5 protein-coding genes are annotated in these 20,218 nt (G+C 39.9%); all 5 read right to left on the minus strand.

Annotated elements, in window-relative coordinates:
- Position 1: 1 nt before the first annotated feature.
- The 5 genes from BM141_RS02620 to BM141_RS02645 all read right to left on the minus strand — a co-directional run bounded on the left by BM141_RS02620 (position 2) and on the right by BM141_RS02645 (position 20,206).
- Positions 2 to 12,559 (minus strand): LamG-like jellyroll fold domain-containing protein, encoded by a 12,558-nt coding sequence (locus BM141_RS02620; protein ID WP_091539535.1) that lies wholly within the window; start codon positions 12,557 to 12,559, stop codon positions 2 to 4.
- A 143-nt stretch (positions 12,560 to 12,702) separates the two neighbouring features.
- Entirely contained in the window at positions 12,703 to 13,980 is a 1,278-nt protein-coding gene (locus BM141_RS02625) for a flavin-containing monooxygenase (protein ID WP_091539538.1), read from the minus strand.
- Between the two features lie 342 nt (positions 13,981 to 14,322).
- Positions 14,323 to 16,887, minus strand: a complete 2,565-nt coding sequence (ccsA, locus tag BM141_RS02635) for a cytochrome c biogenesis protein CcsA (protein ID WP_091539546.1) — start codon at positions 16,885 to 16,887, stop codon at positions 14,323 to 14,325.
- A gap of 150 nt (positions 16,888 to 17,037) precedes the next feature.
- The gene (locus BM141_RS02640; protein WP_091539550.1) at positions 17,038 to 19,503 is read right to left on the minus strand and encodes an ABC transporter permease; all 2,466 of its coding nucleotides are present in this window, start codon (positions 19,501 to 19,503) and stop codon (positions 17,038 to 17,040) included.
- 16 nt (positions 19,504 to 19,519) lie between these two features.
- On the minus strand, positions 19,520 to 20,206 hold the full coding sequence (locus BM141_RS02645) for an ABC transporter ATP-binding protein (RefSeq protein WP_091539707.1): 687 nt from the start codon (positions 20,204 to 20,206) through the stop codon (positions 19,520 to 19,522).
- Positions 20,207 to 20,218: the final 12 nt, after the last annotated feature.

Raw genomic sequence — 20,218 nt, forward strand, 5'->3', positions numbered from 1 at the left:
ATTACTCTTTCACTATCTTCCTGATTATCTTGCCTTTGTTTGTAATTACTTCTACAAAATACAATCCCCGTGCTTGATTTTCTAAATCTATCTGATACTTTGCTGGACTTATAGACTTAATTTTTTCATTGTAATATTTCCCAAGTGCGTTGAATAATTGGATTTTACTTGCTTTTTCCTCTCCTAATTCAAGGTAGAAAATAGCAGTAGAAGGATTTGGATAAATGCTGATTTCACCTTCATAAATATTTTCTTCTGCACTTACTACGTTTACAATGAGTGAGTTAGAAATGCTACGGCAACCGTTTACGTCTGTAACCCTCACTTTGTACGTGCCTACCTCTACGGGCGAGTACGTGCCTTGAGTAGCTTCGGGAATAATCCTATCGTTCAAGAACCATTCATAGTTGCTTATCTGTCTGCCTGCCGTTACGATGGCTTGCAAGGTAAGCTGATTTTGCACTAAATTAACCGAATATTCAGGAAGCACGCTAATCCTTAGCTCATCAGAAAGCAAGCTACAACCGTCCCTTGTAAAGATTTGTACCCGATAGCTCCCTGCATCTTGGGCTAAGATATTGTTTCTGTTGCTATTGCTGATTTGAATACCGTTAAAAAACCACTGGTAAGCACTGATATTGGCATTTTCAGGAGTAGTAAGTCGAGCATTAACAGGCTCTAAGCCACAAAAAACGCTCGCTCCTTCTATACTGATAAGGGGCTTACTTCCTGCTTGCACTTGACCGCAATCCGCTATGACTATTATGCTGTTGCTTTGTAAGGTCAAAGCAGGTACTAAACTATTATTGACTTGCAATATATAAGTACCCACATCTTGTACGGTAAGGCTCGGAATAGTAAATGTAGCACTATTAGCCCCCGCAATAGGTACGTTATTTTTGAACCATTGGTACTGATTAGCTGTACCTGTGGTTTCTATTTTCAAAGTAAGAGGCGAACCCACTTGGACAATGAGTTCTTGGGGTTGCCCAATTTTACCCTGAGGAGAGTAGATAATGTTTACGCTGCGCTGCCCCACTGCCCACCAGTTTCGCAAGGGTTCTAAGCTACCAAACTCTAAGAAATTGTCATAAGTAGTAAACAAAGTAAGATTTTGCAAATTGGTCATACCATTGGGCAAGACTTTAATGAAATTGTCGTGCATAAGCAAGGTCTCCAAAGAAAGCAAATTGACTATGCTTTGAGGCACTGCGACTAAGTTATTATTTGAAATATCCAAATATTTGAGTTTGCTTAACTTACCAATAGCATCGGGAAGAGTTTTCAACTCATTTCCTTGTAGGCTCAACAGTTCCAAATTTGGCGAATCTCCTATGTTATCGCTGAGTTTCTCTAAATTGTTATGTTGTAAAAATAAGTTTTTCAAATTAGGAAGTTTAGCAAAATCAATGTCTATTTCTGTAAATTGATTGTAAGCTAACCAAAGAGTAACCAAATTGGTAAGTGAATTAATTTCACTACCAATTTTGCCAGAGAGTAGGTTATTACTCAAATCTAAGTATTCTAAATTGTTGAGATTTTTAAGATTTATGGGAATTTGTCCTGTAATCTTGTTTCCAGAGAGATTGATGTATCTCAAACTTTTACTTATCAAAATGCCGTCAATCATTACTGCATCAGAGAGTTTTCCTACCAGATTGTTGGTAGGCAAAGACAATGCAATGACGTTACCGTCTTCGTCTAATTCTACTCCTTTCCAAGTAGTTACAGGTTTTTCTAAGTCCCAAGGCTCTATCCAATCTTTGCCTCCCATATCATTAAAAAATTTGACTAAGGCAGAGTAGTCTTGTGGGGAGGGTGCAGAGGCGGCAATTTTTTGAGCAATTCCCTCTTCTACAGGGTCTTTACCTTGTTTAGTTACTGTATTAGCAAATTCTATGTCATCAAACTTTACACTGTTGATTTTGATTTCATTGCCTTGCTTTGCCTCTGCGGATATGTTCACGGAAAGCAAAATATAACCTTTGCCATTTCTTGAGAATTTTACTTGCTCTGCTAATCTCGATAAATCAAAAATCAGAGGCGAACCCGATGCGATACGCCGAGCAGTGAGCAAGATTCTATCTTTTTCATCTAATTCTTCATCATTGGACAACCATAATGTAAACCCTGTTTCCTTTAAATCTGCTAATTGGTAGCTTCCTGCCGTAGTAAACTTGAGAGAGCCTAATACAGATTCGCCTCCTGTACTGAAAAATTCTAAGCGATAAAGCAAGTGATTGTTTTTATCAGGAGGCACGATTCGAGAAATCAAAGGAACATTCTGAATATTGACTACAGGAATCACTGTAAATGGTAAGGAATTAGAAACTCCGCCGCCGGGCGAAGGATTTGTTACTGAAATAGGGAAAGTTCCTGCTTCAAAAAGTCGGTTATCAGGGACTTCAGCAGTCAAGGTAGTAGCGTTGATGAAAGTAGTAACAAGCGGTTGCCCAAACCACAAAGCCCGCGTTTCTCTGATAAAACCATTCCCATTCAGTTGCATAACAAAGCCTCTATCCCCTACCGTTTTTAAGTTAGGTGAAATAGAAGTGAGTGAGGGCAAAGGCGAGAGTGTGCGGAACTCGCCTGACAATGGATTGATTTTATTATAAGCCGTATTATTTCCACTACCATTAAAAGCAAAAATATCAACTATATAGACAGTAGCGGGAAGCAGACCTGTCAAATTAAATGAGGTATTAGCACCAGAAAAAACTACCACTTGACCACCAAAAAACCGCGTTCCTACTGTGTATTCTGCTCCATCAGCAGGCGATTGAGGTACATCTGTAGGTCTGCGAATTACTGCTAAGTAACCTTCTGCGGCAGGATTAGCAGGAGTAAAGGAAACTGTAGCGGTGGAGGTGGTAATATTAAAAAAGGTAATGCCTGTTGGCTGGCTTTGAGGAGCAGTTGACAAAGTAGAAATAAAAGCAGGATTACCCATAGCAGGGGCAGTGTTGTAGATAGTAGAAGTACCTGTACCATTATATTCGAATACATGGAAATAGTATTGAGTTTCTGGAACAAGGTTATTGGCTGTAGCAATATTTCCACTTCCGTTGTAAATGACAAGTCCTGTACCAATGTTCTGCCCTACAAGATAATCTGAACCATTGGTAGGTGGGGTAAAAAATGGGCTTGCACTCATCACCACTAACCTATTTTGACCGTTGCCATTTGTCCAGCGTAAGCCAATGCTATTAGAAGTAACAGAAGTAAATTGAATATTTGATGCCTGAACACTCGGCATTGAGGACGAGAAAGCCACTACAAACTCACGATGCGTCGCCGTAACGGCAGGAGTGGGGGGACTCATGAATTTGTTAGAAGGCATAGTAAAGCCAAAGTTAGTAGGCACAAGAGGCACACTCCAAGCAGGGTCGGCGTTGTTGTCCCTTTCTAAGAAAACGGCACTAAATTCCTGCGGAGTTCCATTAATATTGGGGTTTGCATCGTATTTATAAGTAATGTCCACATTGGGAGCATTCACTTTAAAAACACCAAAATACCTGCTTGTTTCCATCAGAGTTGCCCCAGTAGGAAGTAAGGTAACGTTAGGGGCTTCCCGGACCTTGTAAACATGAACACCTTGACCTGCGGTTAAGGGTGTAGCAAAATTTGCTGTAAATTGGTCTGTATCCACTACACTTGCTAATACTCCTCCGTCGTATTGATTGACACTAATGTCCCCCAAAGCCGCTCCAGAAGTAATCCAAGTAGGGCTATTGACCAATGTACCATCAAAGCCATTTTTCCAATCATAGGTGCTTATTCCTGTACCTTCATCAAGTCTGTAATAACTTATTAAACCTAATTCTGAGCCAGTAAGTTTTTGACACATGGTGTTTCTGATGTCTATAGCACTACGTACTACACTCCAAATCCTGACTTCGTCTATCTGCCCCTGAAAGAAGTTAGTAGAAGAAAGCAATGAAGCACCAATTCTCGCATTATCAGTCCCATTAGGAATAATAATTAGGGGGGTTATGCCTGTGTTTTGTAACACCCCATTTTGGTATATTTGCAAGAGGTATGAGCCATCATAGGTAACTGCTATATGAGTCCACTCATCATTGGGAATGGGTACCAAAGTAGTAATACCACCCGTACTGATACCATTCCCTACAAGAATCCCCGCCCTGCGTGTAGTCCCACTAACATCAAAGCGATAAGCAACATTAGTATTATTTATGCCTTTTCCCAAAATAGTATGCTGCTGTGCGGCAATAGTGGCAGGCATTTTTATCCATGCTTCTAAGGTAAAGGGGGTACCTGCCAAATCTAAGGTATCATTACTTCCTAAATCTACATATTGATTTGTACCATTAAAAGTCAAAGCATTTCCTGACCCGGGTCGCAAAGGTAAGGTTACATTTCTCCTTCCGGCAATGAACTCGAGCCTACTTGTAAGTCCTGGTAGAGAAATTGTATTGGCAGTAGTATTGAGATTGCCAGCATTAGAGGCTATATCCCATACTGTTCCTACATTATTGGCTCTTCTACCTAACCTTAGTTCATTTTCTGTAGCAGTTCCCGTATTTTGCAAAGGCTTTCCTGTATAATCATAAGTAATATTCACAGAAGGGACATTAACCAAAAATACACCAAAATACTCTGTTGGGAAAATGGAAGTTAATCCACTGAAAGTCAAAGTATTTGGTACATCTGTAACCTTATAAATTTGCACTCCCCTGTCTAAACCTCCTGTGCCAAAGAAAGCAGAAAAATCAGGAAAACTCACCGTACCAGGAGTTACATATCTATGGTTGCTTACATCGCCTAAAGCAGCCCCAGAAATTAGCCTAACTGCCCCATTGAAAATGCCTTCACTCTTACTACCTATGGCTCTATTTTCAGTTTTGATACCTGTAAGTTCATCAAAGCGATAGTAAGCAAGCAGATTGGTTTCGTTCCCGATTAATTTTTGACACATAAAATTACGAATCTGAACCGTAGAACGAGCCATCTTCCAAATGCGCAATTCGTCTATTTCTCCATTGAATACGTCTGTAGGTGGTTCGTTAGGGTCATCAGTAGGACTACCAACTGTTCCACGCGTAGCACCTATGCGTAAGAAACCATTATTGGAGAAATCAATAGTATTTACTCCACCAATCAGCGGAATACCATTGATATAAAAAGTAATATTTCCAGTAGCATCTCTACTTACCGCTACGTGAGTCCATTGATTCGCAGGCACAGGAGAACCTCCAGTAGCGATAGTAGCGGGAGATGCCCCATCAGAAATATCTAAATGCAAGTCGCCAGAAGATACATAAAATCGCCAGTATTTTTCATCAAAGTAGTTAAATGTCAGTTCGTTGCTATGAGCAATGGTTCTATCTACTCCACCATCGTCTTTAATCCATGCTTCTATGGTAAATGTACCCGTGCCAAAAGTAGTATCGAGCGGTTTATCACTTTGTATGTATGAGGTACTTCCGTCAAATAGTACAGCCCTATGCGACCCGGGTGCAGGAGGAACGACTACTGTTCTTATATTAGAAAAATTAGGTGCGCCTGTGTTACGCACTCTGTAATAATAGGTAGCACCAGCAGAAGGCACATTGATAGAGGCAGAAGTACCTGTAAGATTTGGAAGAAGTGTAGCCCCTGTAAAAGCTAAGTTATTAGCAAACTCTACATCATAGGTAGCTGCTCCTGTACTTGTCCAGTTGGCAAAAAAGCCCGCAGTAGTTACGTTGGTAGCGGCGAGGGCTATCGGAGGGGCGAGTGCGTACAAAGAAACAATGACTCCACCCGCACTGTATTGAGAAGTAACAAAGTCAGGTTTCCCGTTTTTATCAAAATCGCCAACAGCTACCTTTTGAATGTTCCCTGCACCGAAAGGCGATAAATCTACAGGAATAATAGTGAAGCTACTGCCTGAATTATCACCCAGCAAGAGCCTTAATTGGTCTGTATAACCATTAGCAATGATTAAATCGTCTATGCCATCAGCATCTAAATCTGCAATGCTCATTCCTGTACTGGCAAAAGCTCCCGTAGAAACCGTCTGTGGAGAAAAGTTAAAATCTCCATCTCCTAAAAGAATGATTACTCCCGCAGAATACTGTAAAATACCGATGTCTATATGGTTATCACCATTAAAATCTCCTATTACTAACTCCCTTACATTGAATGCGCCTGTATGGATAGCACTGCCTAAGGTCAAGTTTCCACTGCCGTCATTGGTCAAAGCTCTTAGGTTGCTATTAATCATTACTGCGGCATCTAAATCACCATCTTCATCAAAATCTCCTGTAACAATTTCAGTAGGTGAGTTACCTGCCCCAGGGTTAATAGTAGTAGAGGAAAAAGACGTTCCAGTACCGTTATTAAGCAAAATATTAATGAAGTTGGTCATGGGAGCAAAACCTGCATTGGTAATGATGAGGTCTATATCTCCGTCTTTATCAAAATCACCAGTGGCTAATCCTGCGGGGATAGAACCATCCGTAGAGATATAAGTAGGCATAAAAGATGTTCCTGTACCGTCATTTAAAAGAATAGCTAACTCATCATCATCATTTATCACTGCAATATCTAAATCTCCATCACTATCAAAGTCAGCAAGTTGATTTTTCCCTGCGAAAGGGGTAGAACCGCTACCCGCAGGGAAGCTATTTTGTGTAGGGAAGTTACCATTCCCATCGCCTAACAGTACGGTTACAGTAAAGTCATTCCTATTGGAAACTACTATATCAGCATTACCGTCATTGTTCATATCGCCAACGCTTAATTCATCAGCCCCATCTCTTGTACTAATAAAAGGCAAATGAGCATAGTTTTCCTGTGCAATACTCAAAAAAGGAGTATGAAGTAAATTAAACAATGGAGTAGAGGAAGTAAGCGAGCTTGCTTGCAAGTTATTAGCATTATTTCTTACTACAATCGGGAAAATAGAAGCTACTCCCGCAGGAACGTTCACCGTAATTTGTGTACCTGTGGCATTCGCATTTGCAGTTAATTTGACTGCGCCAAAATAGACATCGTTAGGAGCGTTAGGATTAAATCCACTTCCATTAATGGTAATTGGAGTACCTATTGCGCCTTCCGTAGGAGAAATAGAAGTAATAGCAGGTGGAGGGAAAGGTACAATAAAAGCATTGGAAAAAGGAGAGGTATTGTTTGTAAGGCTCGTTGCTGTGGCAGTAACCCTATCCCCTACGGCAAAAGTTCCCGGGAATGTCCAAGTAGTGCCTATGGTGGTCGCTGTTCCTAAGAATACTCTACCTTGGTTAGTCGTGCCTGTTTGCGGATTATCCTTGAATACTTCTACTGTATCTCCCGCTTGGCAAGTCCCACTTGCCAAGGTTGGCGTAACAGAGGTAATAAATGGAGCAACCTTCCCTGCATTCCCACCTCCCACAAGTGCAATACCTCCGCCTGTATTTCCAAAAATACTATTTCCTGAGATTCTATTTCCTTCGGAGCCAAAACTTCCATTTTCTATTAAAACCCCTACTCCGCTGTTATTGGCAATGATATTAGCTTCTCCTGCTCCTGTACCGCCTATGAGTGTGTTATTAGTCGCAGAAAATATATTCCCTGTTACTGTAATCCCGTTGCCGTTGTTAGGAATACTTCCTGTGCCATCTGCTCTTGTTCCTATTCTGTTCCCGCGCACTACCGTATTATTGGCAGAATTTTGGATATATACCCCTCCTTCAAAACCATTCCCACTGATAAGATTATTTAAAATTTGATTGCCTGTTCCTGCCGAAGTTGCTACTACTCCTCTTTGACCATTAGGCACTGCGACTGTGCCTGAAACGTCTGTCCCTATATAATTCCCTTGAACAAGATTATTTATACCAGCCACTACTATCCCTTGAAAAATAGTATTGCTAATTACATTGAACTTTTTAGGGTCTATCGTTCCTGACCAGCCTAATACATTGTTAGTACCCCCTATTTCTACTCCATTCATGTTGGCGGGTGCAGTGCTACCATCGGCTAAAAAACCTATGTAGCAACCCTCAATAGCATTATTTGCACTTGTCCCTTTAATACCAATAGCATTTTGAGAACCCCATGCAGAAGGCACGCTAAATATAGATAGCCCTTTAATCAAACTATTGTTGGTATTATTAATGGTTAAAGCATTATGCAGAGGCAGAGGAAAAGTAGGTGAACCTATGCCAACCGCATTAATTTCTATTCTTAATTGGGCATTATTACCTGCATTAAAGGCACTAATATTGGGTATAGAACCAAAGGCTGAGTAACCATCTATGATAATAGACTGTGTAATATCAGATAAAGGAGAAGTAAGAGTAATAGTACTTATAGTAGTAGGAATATCTTGTTGAATACTAAAGTCTATGTAATCAGTATCTGTATCTGTGTTAGCTTCATTGATAGCCCAACGCAAAGAACCAGCAGATCCGTCATCAAGAGTATTGGTGGTGCGCAATGCCCAAAGTGCATCATAGGAGTCTGGTGAGGCTGTTATCCCCAAGTACCCATTTACCCCGCTCGTTCCCAGATTAGTCAGTACTTGTCCTGTGCTTTCATCTAAATTAAAATAATGTAAGGCTCCATTAGGTGTAGATGAGCCCATATCCGTCTGTATAGCAGTTGCTGTCAGTACCGAAGTATAAACCCTGATATCATCTATTTCTCCAGCTCTTGTAAAGCCATTAAAACTTCCAAATTGGTAATTTCCTGTAGAGTTAATCGTACCTGAGGCTGGTAGTGAACCTATTAAAATACCATTGACGTATAAGACAGTAGCACTACCATTATAGGTTGCCGCAATGTGTATCCATCGTTTTAAAGGTACAGTATAGCCAGTAAAGAGATTCATTATCCTGCCTCCATCATACCCTACACTTAGCCTAATGTTACTTCCTACTCTTTCTACCCAAAATGCTGTCTGAGTGCCATTAGGATTGATGGCAAGCACGGCATCGCCTGCATTAGTGAGAGATTTATACCAAAACTCTACCGTAATAGTTGAGGTAGTAGGTACAGGAGGAATAGTTACCATACCATCATTCAACTCGTCAAAATATACACCCCTGTTGCCTAAGGGCTGAGTAGGTGGGGGAGGTGTATAGCCGACTACGGCAAAGCGCACAGGGCTGCCACTCCCCGCAAAAAAGGGAGCAGGGGTAGTGAAAGTAGTACCCGTAGAGGGTGGATTATTGTAAACTTGTCCTGTAGTTACCCAAGTCGCGCCTCCGTCATCGCTCCTTATCAAGGGGTCTCCATCGTTCAATACTCCATTTACATTGGCTGGTACTTGCCAATCCATAAAAATATTGGCATTTGTACCTACAGGCTTTAATACTTCCCACACCACTTTGGTATTGGAAGAGGTACTAAGCGGAGGGAAAGTAGTTGCAGAAATAGCCTTTACACTATGATTGCCCGCAGGAGGAGTAGCCCCATAAGAAAAAGCAAAAAGATTGTAACCTTCTGTGTCTGTGCCTACAGGGAAATAATGAGTTCCGGGAACGCTCAAATTAGTACGCACTAAATTAGCATTGTTTACTCCTGTTTTTGTTCTTACATAGCTCAAGCTACTATACCCTGTAATTGACACTCCTGCCCCTTGCACAGTCAAATCGTTGCCATTGGTTAAAACAACTATACCATTCATGAGCGAAAGATTATTGGCAACTATAGTAGGGTTATTAAGCGTTACAGTAGAGGTTAGCGATTGGTTAATACTTAGGTTGTGAAAAATGCTCGCTCCTGTAACAGTTTGGGCGGCAGCTCCATTAAAAGTAACTGTGGTATTGTTTGTAGTTGCATCGAAATTAGCCACACCTGCATTATTGATAAAATTTCCTGCAATGCTAATATTTCCCAATAAGGTTTTCATATTTGCATTGGTCAGGGTCAGCCTTCCATAACCTCCAGAAGAAGGAGCAAAAATATTTTGAGCAGCAATACCATTGTAATTAATAAGGCTATTGGGTTGAGCATTGAGCGTACCTGTAAAAGAGCTATTTTGTTGTACTATATTCATAGTTGCCGTATTCCCCAATATTAGCGTGCCTGTTCCTTGCAATGCCCCAACCGTAATCGTGTTATTTCCTGCATCAAGCGTTCCACTTTGCAAGTTAAGCACGTTAGGTAAGGTGGCATCTGGGTTTAAGGGAGAGTTAAGAGTTACCGTGCCAGAAGGTTTATTCACAGCTATTTCAAGGGTGGAGTTTACCGACGTACCAAAAGTTAAACCAAGTCCATTGACGCTTTGATTATTTGTACCTACAAAAACAAATTTGGCAGTAGCAGGGACAGTTGTTCCTACACTTAAAAAGCCTGTTGTAGTACGATTAAAGTTACCTTTCAAATACACCTCTCCTAATATGGCTTGGCTACGTACCAGACCTAAATTGCCAGAGGTACCAATTTTAGAAAAATCCCCATCTATATTTAAAATGATGCTTGCATTATTGCCCGCAATATCAAAACTTCCACCAGAGTGTATAAAGTCCCCAAGAATATTTACTGTCCCGCCTCCTAAAGTACCTACATTATAGAAAGATAAACCTGTTCCTGCGCCTGTCCCTGCAATTTCAAAATTGCCTTGAATAGTTAGGGTATTGGAACTACCTGATAAAAAAATACTTGTGTTGATAGTAGAAGAAGTACTATTCCAAGTAAGATTTCCCAAAGTCTGTCCTGAAAAACCAGTAGGCGAAGTATTGATAATGCCTGTAACAATGCAATTAGAAGCCGCTGCCCAAGTAGCGGTAGGAATTGCCCCCCCATTGCGAGCATGATTATATACAGAACCATTGGCAAAAGTAAGCCCATCTGGGAATATGCCTGTTGTTTGGCGATTGATAGTTCCGTTGATAGTGGTCGTAGCAGGGCTGGCTAAGTTAAAATTACCTGCTACCAAGTTAATGACAGAACCTGCTGAAGTGATTAAAGTTTGGATAGGGTTAGTATTGCCATTGTTAAGGGTAAGTGTACCAGCTACATTAATGGTATTACTCGTTCCGATGTTTGCCGCAGTAGCTACGGAAACAGTATGCCCACTTTTAATATTTACAGTTGCATTAGCTACCCCTGCAGGATTACAAATACAATCAGGACCGCCGTCTGTACTTGACCAATTCCCGTTGGCGTTCCAAGAGGCATTGCCAATAGTATAAAAAGTTGGAGGAGGAGTATATCTATTGACCTTAATAGCTGAACCGTCAGTAGAGGCAACAAAATCTATAAATCCATCACCATTAAAATCTGCTGCATCAAATCTGGCACTTCCTGTGCCAGAAGCACTCGCAGAGGTCATCACTATTGGTGTGTTTAGTCCAGAACCGTTATTTAAAAAAATCATAGGATTCCTACTTGCATCGTACCTTACAGAAAGTACATCGTGCAAGCCATCTCCATTCAAATCTACGGTAATACTTCCTCTTGGGTCAGTAGCACTAATAGTAGAAGGCATACCTAATGCCCCGGTATTGTTTTGCATCAAAGTCAAAGCACTCCCAAAGTAAGGACTAACTACCATATCAGGATAGGTATCGCTCCCAAGAAAATACCCTAATGCTGCATTTGCCGCAGAAGTGCCTGCTCCATAGGCAGTACCAGCATCAAAGCCTCCTGCCCCATTGCCTAAAAAGCGTACTACCTGATTAGGGCTATATGCACAAGAAAGGAAATCTAAGTTTCCGTTTTTATCAAAATCTCCTATCGCAATGCTCTCAGAATCATTTGAGCCACCAATCTGTGTAGGCGTACCAAAGGTCATTCCCCCTGTATTAAGTGTCAAATGCGCCCTACCACGCCCATTCGTAATAATATCAAGTCTGCCATCATTGTTATAATCTGCCAAATAAATTTCTCTTGCGGTATCTGTATTGGTAAAAGAAGTAAGTACTGTAAACACGCCTGTACCATCATTTCGCAAGATATGAATTTGATTAGAACCAACATTATATGTATTAGCCACCAAATCTAAGTCCCCATCATTATCTATATCGCCCGCTTTGATACTAAAAATAGAACGCGAATTGGCATTTCCATAGTAAACGGGTGCATCAAAGCCCGAACCGTTATTTATCAGTATCCCTATGTTATCCATAGGGGAAGTATCATTAATCCCTACGGCAATATCAGGTCGCCCATCTCCATTAAAATCCCCGATAGCTACTGCTTCGCCTGTACCAGCCACAGTAATATTTTGTTGGACGAAAGAAGAAGACGTAATACTAATCGGAGTACTGTAGATTACTGTAAAATAGGCGGCATTAGTTCCTGTTACCTTCAAAGAAGAGGCTTGTAGGTTGGTTATCAAATTCACCACAGTAATAGGAGCGACAGAGGTAGCCCCTGCGGGAACAGTTACTGTGAGCGAAGTTGCTGTTCCTGCGGAGGAAGTTGCTCGCGCTCCACCAAAATACACTACATTATTGGTATGTGGCACTGCAAAGCCCGAGCCATTAATGGTTACAGTAGAACCAAAATTCCCTGAAACTGGAGAAAAAGAGGAGATAATAGGTTGGGCAAATGAGATACCTCCATTAAAAATAAAAAGTAGAACAAAGAAGTAAAAAGTGAAAAGGTAAAGAGAATGTTTCATGACTTACTTGGTTGTATGACAAAATACCACTAAAATGAAAATTTGAAATGCTTTGTAATTTTCATTTTTTAACGTAAAAAGCATACCAAAGTTAAGAAAAATTAGCCCAATTTAGCTGAAATTGTATAGATTTAATATTTCTCTCATGCACTCGCCAATTCCTTCAACAATCTTTTCTTAAACTTATGATAGTCCACCGTAATAGTATGTCTTGGTGTTTTATCTTGCTGATAGTCAGGATTTTTTAAGTCTTTTTTTATCAATTCTTCTATATTTTTAGGTCTTTGCCACTTTCCTGTGATTTCCCTTGCCATGATTTTGGATTGCAACTCTGCGGCAGGCCATATACAGCCCAAAGGTTGGAAAAGCCCAATGAAATATAGGTTTTTAATTGTAGGGTGCAACATTCGCAAATAAAGCGGGACTTCCCCTTCTGAATAATCAATGAAATCCTTATCAAAGAATGGGTGAGCAATAATGTAACCTGTACACGCAATAATGGTATCGTACTCTGCACTTGTGCCATCTATAAAATGCACCGTTTTTCCGTCCAAACGTTTAATATCTTTCTTAGGGTGAATTTTCCCGTGTCGGATAAAATACATCAACTCGTCGTTGATAGTAGGATGGGTATAGCCGATAGGGTGAGTAGGTTTTTGCAATCCGTAGCGTTCCCAACTCCCAAATTTGAGCCAAATGCTAAACTGTGAAAGCCTCTGCCACAACCACTTAGGCAGAAAGCGAATCCTACTACTTACTACATCAGTAGGCTCGCCGTAGAGAAACTTTGGCACAATCCAGTACCCTTTGCGCCAGCTCAAATCTGTTCTTTGCGAAAAGCGACTTGTTTCTACAGCTACATCACAAGCAGAGTTTCCCCCACCAATGACTAAAACTCTTTCGTTTTTGAAGTCTGCAAACCGCTTAACCTGATGTGAGTGAATAAACTTTCCTGTAAAACTTCCTTCGTATTCAGGCATTCTGGGCTTCCAATGATGCCCATTAGCAACTACCAAATAATCAAAAACTGCTGTTTTTTCTATGCCATTTTTGAGGCTCGTTACCAGCCACTTCCCTTCTGTGTTGAGTTCAGCATGAGTTACTTCTGTTTCAAATTCTATGTACTTGTATAAGCCAAAATGCTTGGCGTAACTTTGAAAATACTTTGCCAACTGCCAATGCGAAGGATAATCAGGGTAGTCCGCAGGGAAAGGGAAGTCTGCATATTCCGAAAGTGTTTTAGAGCTGATAATGTGTGTAGTTTCAAATACGCTGGAGTGCGAAGTATTCTCAGAAAATACCCAATTTCCTCCGACTTCCTTGCCGTAATCGTAAACGGTGATGTCCAAACCTTCATCTAATAGATTTTTTGCCGCAGTGATGCCTGAGGGTCCCGCCCCTATGATACATATTTTTTGCATGGTTTGTGCTTTTCTACTTTTTTACCTACTTTTCAATCTTTATTTTTTTAGGTATTGATGCTCTTAAAATGGTGTCAAGTTTTATAAAAATTAAGTACATGAGCAAAAATAACCACCCCCTCCCCAACCCTTCAGTTGCACTGCGCCCTCTTAAGAAGGGAGTCAAGTATTTGATTATCAAGAAGTATTTCCCTTTTGGGGAAAGATTTAGACAGGGGCAGAAAAATATTATAATTTGTTGAATCACTTACTTCCAAATCAAAAAATATCCGATATTTCCACTGTGGTTTGAAAAACTTGAGTTAGCTTAGCAAATCAGACCTACAAGCAGGAAATAAAAAATTACACCAATTCTTTCTCTCTTTTTTCTTTGTTCTGTTTCTCCTTCAAGTTTTTAAACTCCTGATAGCGTCTTACCGTAGCAATGCCAAAACCAATAGAAACTAAAATTACCCCTGTCCAAAGTATATTGATGAAGGGCATCTCTATGGCTTTGAGAATAATCCAATCTTGCTGAGTAGTGCTTGCAGAAAAAATAAACTTCGCTGGCTCGTTAGTACCTTCGGTGGGCGGTTTTATTTCTTCTATAGCTACCCTAATACCCAATGCCACGTTTGTATCAGGTTGTTTTTGTACGGCACTTTGCTGTAAATTAATCAAGTAAGCTGGCTTTAAGGTATAGTCCTTATCTCTTCCTAAGATGCGGATATTGGCATACACCACAGCATCAGCATTTTGCGTTCTTTCCCCTTGATAGACATTATCAAAAATAGCGATGTAATCATTGACTATAAAGGTATCCCCTACCACCAAATTATATTTTTCGGGTTCAGACCATTTTTTTTCTTCTTCTGGGTCAGGGATATTGGTTACGTGGGTGTATAAGTCTGCCCTCCAATAGCGGCTAATGTCAGGGCTGACTACTGTTCCCATTTGAGGATTAATTTGTACTCTTGGGTAAAGCGTAAATACTTGACCATCATCTTTTTTGTATTCTATTTCATAGTAGGTATTTTCGTTAAATACTTGCAAAGTGTCGCCTTTGGTGAAATAGGTTTTTCCCTTGTAAACCAAATCCTGACTCGTAATCATGCGATGAGGCTCTGCGGTTGCTCTTAGCACTTCTTGGTCAATGTAGGTGGGAAATTCTTTAGACTCCATGCGCGTACCTTTGTAGGTAAGGGTATAGTCCTTCATCTTTTGAGGTTTGTGCCTAAAAAGCAAGAGGTTTTCCTTGTTCATTTCGTCAGGGAAGTTTTTGTTATAGACAAAACCTGTATTGTTGAGAGAGATTACTTTGGAGTAACCCGCCGAGGCTAAAATTCCTAACAGCATAAGGGCAACGCCAATATGAGCCACTGAGCCACCTACCAGTTTGACATTAGACTTTGCTAACTTTATCAAAATAGATAAATTAGAAATCAAAGAATATAAGCAAACCGTTAGTAAAATAATATGTTTCCAATCTTTGATTTCTGTAATAAGGATAAAAACAGAAGAAGTAAGCATAGTTAAAATCAGCGGTACACTGATTGCTTTCCAAAGGCTATCTTTGTCCATGCGTTTCCAAAAGAAAAACTGCCCTGTGCCTGAAAGCAAGGCAATAAATACCCCTGCCCAAAGTTGGAACTTGCTGTAAAACTGCACTTGGTCGGCGGGGGGAGCGACTTTGGAGGAGATACCTAAGGCAGAGAGTAAACTGTTGTAGGCAGGAATAGAAGTAGCGACAATGACCTGAAATGCCGCCAAACTTAAAACTGTAGCCCCTATAAAAATCCAAAACTCTCGTGAGTAGGTGCTTACTTCCTCCTCTGCCGTAGGAATGTCCTTCCATGCTTTAGCTAAATAAAATACAGCTACACCTAAAAAAGCAAGCAAGTAAACCAACAATTGTCCTGAAAGTCCTAAGTCAGTGAAGGAGTGAACCGAAGCCTCGCCCAGGACGCCGCTGCGAGTCAAGAAAGTAGAATACAAAATCAAAATGAAAGTAGTAACAGTCAAGATAAAGGAGGCTTTGAGTGCAATGTTGCTTTTTTGGAAGGTAATCATTACGTGAATACTTGCTACCAAAATGAGCCAAGGTACATACACCGCATTTTCCACAGGGTCCCAATTCCAATAACCGCCAAAATTCAAGGTTTCATACGCCCAGTATCCGCCCATCATAATGCCTACTCCTAAAACTAATGCTCCAAAATGCGACCAAGGCAAGGCTGGGCGTACCCAGTCTCTGTATTTTTTTTCTCTCAAACCTGCTATTGCAAAGGCAAAAGGTACTAAGGTAAGGGCAAAACCCAAGAACAAAGTAGGTGGGTGAATGACCATCCAGTAATTCTGCAAAAGAGGATTCAGTCCTGTGCCGTCTTTGGGAATAAAATCCGGGTTGATTTGGAAAGCCTCATCGTTAGGAAATACCTCTCTGAGCAACAAAAAAGGCGAACTGCCAATTTTCATTTCTCCAAAAAGTACCACACCCAAAATCATAGAAGTTAAAAAAGCCTGCACCAAAGCAAAAATCTGCATGACCGATGCCTCCCAATGCTTGCTTGTATGTATAAGTAAAATGCCAATGAGTACGTGCCAAAAAGCCCACAAAAGAAAACTGCCCTCTTGCCCTTCCCAGAAGCAGGAAATCATGTAGTGTGTAGGTAAATTGTTAGATGAATGACTCCAAGCATAGTGGTATTCGTAATAGTGATTGTAAATGATATAAAACAAAGCAGCTATAACCCCCACTACGGCAAGTCCATGCACATAAAAAGCCCCTCTGGCAAACTTTATCCAGCTAATTTGTTCACTATCAATAGAATTACTTACTTTATGATAAGCATATACGGCTATCAGTGCGGTAACAAAAGCAGTAATGACGAAGAAATGTCCTAAGTTCCCTACGAATGTATGTAACATGAGTAATAATAAATTATAACTTACTAATTATGAATGACTAATCACTATTTCATTACATCAATAATCATTTGTCATTAGTAATTGTTTTGATGTTTTCGCAAAGATAGGAAGTAAAAAGGAAATATAGTTGCCGTAGCTGTTTTTTTGTTGTTACAAGCTTTTGATAGCCTCTACGGGAGTTTGTAGGGCTATTTTGAAAGTATGAAAACCGATGATAAATACAGTAATAAAGACAATAATAGAACCTGAGTAAGCAAAAATATCAGGGGTGAGTTGGATACGGTAAGGGAAGCTACTGAGCCAAATGTGCATGAGGATAAAGCCCAAAGGGGCAGCTACTAAGATACTGACAAAGACCAATCTTATTAGCTTTTGAGATAAGAAGAATACAATTTCCAAAGTAGTCGCTCCTATGGCTCTACGGATACCTACGTCTTTTCTTTGTTTTTCCACAATAAAAGAAGCTAAGCCAAAGAAACCCATGCAAGCAATAAAAATGGCGGCTACAGAAAACTGTAAAGAAATCTCACTCCATTTTTGTTCTTTCATGTATAGCTTATTGAGCTTATCTTCTAAGAAAAAGTAATCTAAGGCGTGATTAGGGTTTACTTTTTTCCATACATTTTGTAAGGTTACAATCGCCTCTTCACTTCGGTTTTTATCTATTTTAATAGCAACATATTTTAAGTGTAGCCTTTGAGTACGCCTATCTGCCAAATCAATGACAAAAGGTTGCAGAGGGGTATGCAGAGAGGCAATGTGAAAATCTTTCACTACTCCAATAATTTTTTCTGCCCCTTCTTCTCCGCTCCTAAATTCCTGTCCTATAGCATCTTGGGGAGTAACGTAACCTAAGTACTTGACCATAGATTCATTAATGATGACTGCATTTTCTTCATCATCCTCGAAATAGGTCAAGAAATCTTCTTCCCGTATGTAGCTATTATTTTGGTAGCTTTCTAAAAGTTTAGTTTTGTCTATGAAATCTCGTCCAGCGACTATCTCGATATTGAATGTCTGAAGGAAATCATGTGCAACAGTAATAGTAGGGTAGTAGGCGGCTTTGTTAATTGAAGTTCTATATTCATGCGTTTGGTAATTATTTCCTAAGACCTCTTCTGTGCTTGTAACAGAAAGAATAGAAGGGTGCTGTAGCAGATTGCGTTTGATGTCATCATATAGCAAAACGCTGGACGAGCCTCCTATGGATACGATGAGTACATAGTCTTTATCAAAACCCAACTTAGCATTTTTCATATAATTTAGCTGCCTAATACTCACAAAAGTACTTACTAACATTAAAATGGCTATCACGAATTGTACTACCACTAAGACACTGCGGAAGCGAGGTTCAGTAATGCCAGACAGTACGCTGCCCCTATACATTTTGGTAGGGTCAAAAGAAGCCAAATAAATGGCAGGATAAATTCCTGATAACAAGCCAATAAAAAGTCCCGTAAAGAGTACGTATTTGATGATATTCCAATCGTTTTTGATATAATTGCTGATAGGACTTCCTGACAAGTCGCTCAAGTGTGGAGAGGCTAATTCTACCACAATAAAAGCAAAAACTAAGGCAACGGCACTCATTAAGACCGACTCTACTAAAAACTGCTTAATCAATTCTTCTTTGTCGGCTCCAATCATTTTACGAACTACCACCTCTCTGGCTCTTAAAAATGCCCTTGCATTGGAAAGATTCATAAAATTGATGCTGGCAATGACCAAGATAAGTATGGCTGTTACCCAAAAAATATAAACATATTTAATATCTCCATTAGGAGAAATTTCATAGTCCAGGTTAGATTTGAGGTGTATATCTGTGAGGGCTTGTAAAGAGAGCGTTACATTGTCCTTCATTTTATCCTCGAAATATTTTTGGACAAAAGTAGGGAACTGTGCCTCCAACTCACTTGCAAAACTTTTATCTCTCAGCACAATATAAGTCCAACAAGGATTCCATACCCAACGATTCATAATAGGTTCTGGAATGGTGCTTTCCAAAGTAGAAAACGAAGCAATAAAGTCAAACTGCAAGTGAGAAGGTTTATTAGTAGTTTCAAAAACACCTGTAACTATCAAGGGGATTCTGTTCCAAAAGATAATTTTCTTTCCCAGAGGATTTTCTTTTCCAAAATATTTTTTTGCTATTATTTCGCTAATGATAACAGTATGAGGCTTTGAAAGAGCAAATTCTGCATCACCCTGAGCAAGAGGAAAATTAAAAACTTCTAAAAATGTAGAATCTGCAAAGAAAAATTTACTTTCATTATATGTTTTATTCTGGTAACTAATAGAAAGAGAAGGCATTTGATAGTTAAAAAGACGTACACTTTTTTCTATCCATTTTGGATAGTCTTTTTGAAGTGTTGAGGCGGTAGGAAAGGGAACGCTTGCGGAGTGTTCACCAACGCCGTGTTGGTCTATAGTTTCTACTACTCTGAATATGCGGTCTTTGAAAGGGTGAAATTGGTCGTAGCTTGTTTCGTGTTTGATGAGCAAGAAAAGTACTGTAGAGGAAGCAATGCCAAATGCTAACCCTAAAATATTGATGAGCGAGTAAAGTTTATGCTTGAGCAAGTTTCTCGCTGTAATAAGTAAGTAACTTCTAAACACGTATAAATGTTAAAAATTAAAAGCTGTATTGATTTACTTTTCCTGTAACTATGTGACCATCAAATAGTTGTATGATTCTATTAGCAAACTCCGCATTGGCAGTAGAGTGAGTAACCATGACTACCGTAGTTCCTGCTTCATTAAGTTCGGACAGTATTTCCATGACCTCTTGTCCGTGCTTAGAATCTAAGTTTCCCGTTGGCTCATCAGCAAAAAGCACCAAAGGACTCGCTACAATTGCCCTTGCAACTGCTACCCTTTGTTGATGTCCTCCAGACAATTGCATAGGGAAAAACCGTTGCTTATGGGCTACATCTAAACGTTCCATAACTGCTCTTACTCTCTGCGCTCTTTCTGAGGGAGGCATACGGAGATAAACTAAAGGCAGTTCAATATTCTCATATACCGAAAGTTCTTCTATTAGATTAAAATTTTGAAATACAAAACCTATATATTTTCTCCTAAATTCCGCTCTTTTTCTATCGCTCATTTTTGAAGTGGACTGCTCCATAAAAAAAACTTCCCCTCTTGTGGGCAAATCCATTAGTGAAATCAAATTTAAAAGCGTGGACTTACCACAGCCCGAAGGTCCCATGATGCTAACAAACTCCCCCTGCTCTATCTCAAGATTTACCTTGTTTAGTGCCACAGTGTCCACGTCGAAACTTGTGTAAATTTTCTCTACATTGACTGTCTTTATTATCTTCATTCAGTA

Origin of the sequence: Thermoflexibacter ruber (assembly GCF_900113045.1) — a bacterium.
In the GTDB taxonomy this organism is placed as follows: domain Bacteria; phylum Bacteroidota; class Bacteroidia; order Cytophagales; family Thermoflexibacteraceae; genus Thermoflexibacter; species Thermoflexibacter ruber.

Coding starts and splice junctions, on each gene's coding strand:
- BM141_RS02620 (WP_091539535.1), bottom strand. CDS start 12,559: ATGAAACATTCTCTTTACCTTTTCACTTTTTACTTCTTTGTTCTACTT.
- ccsA (WP_091539546.1), bottom strand. CDS start 16,887: ATGTTACATACATTCGTAGGGAACTTAGGACATTTCTTCGTCATTACT.
- BM141_RS02625 (WP_091539538.1), bottom strand. CDS start 13,980: ATGCAAAAAATATGTATCATAGGGGCGGGACCCTCAGGCATCACTGCG.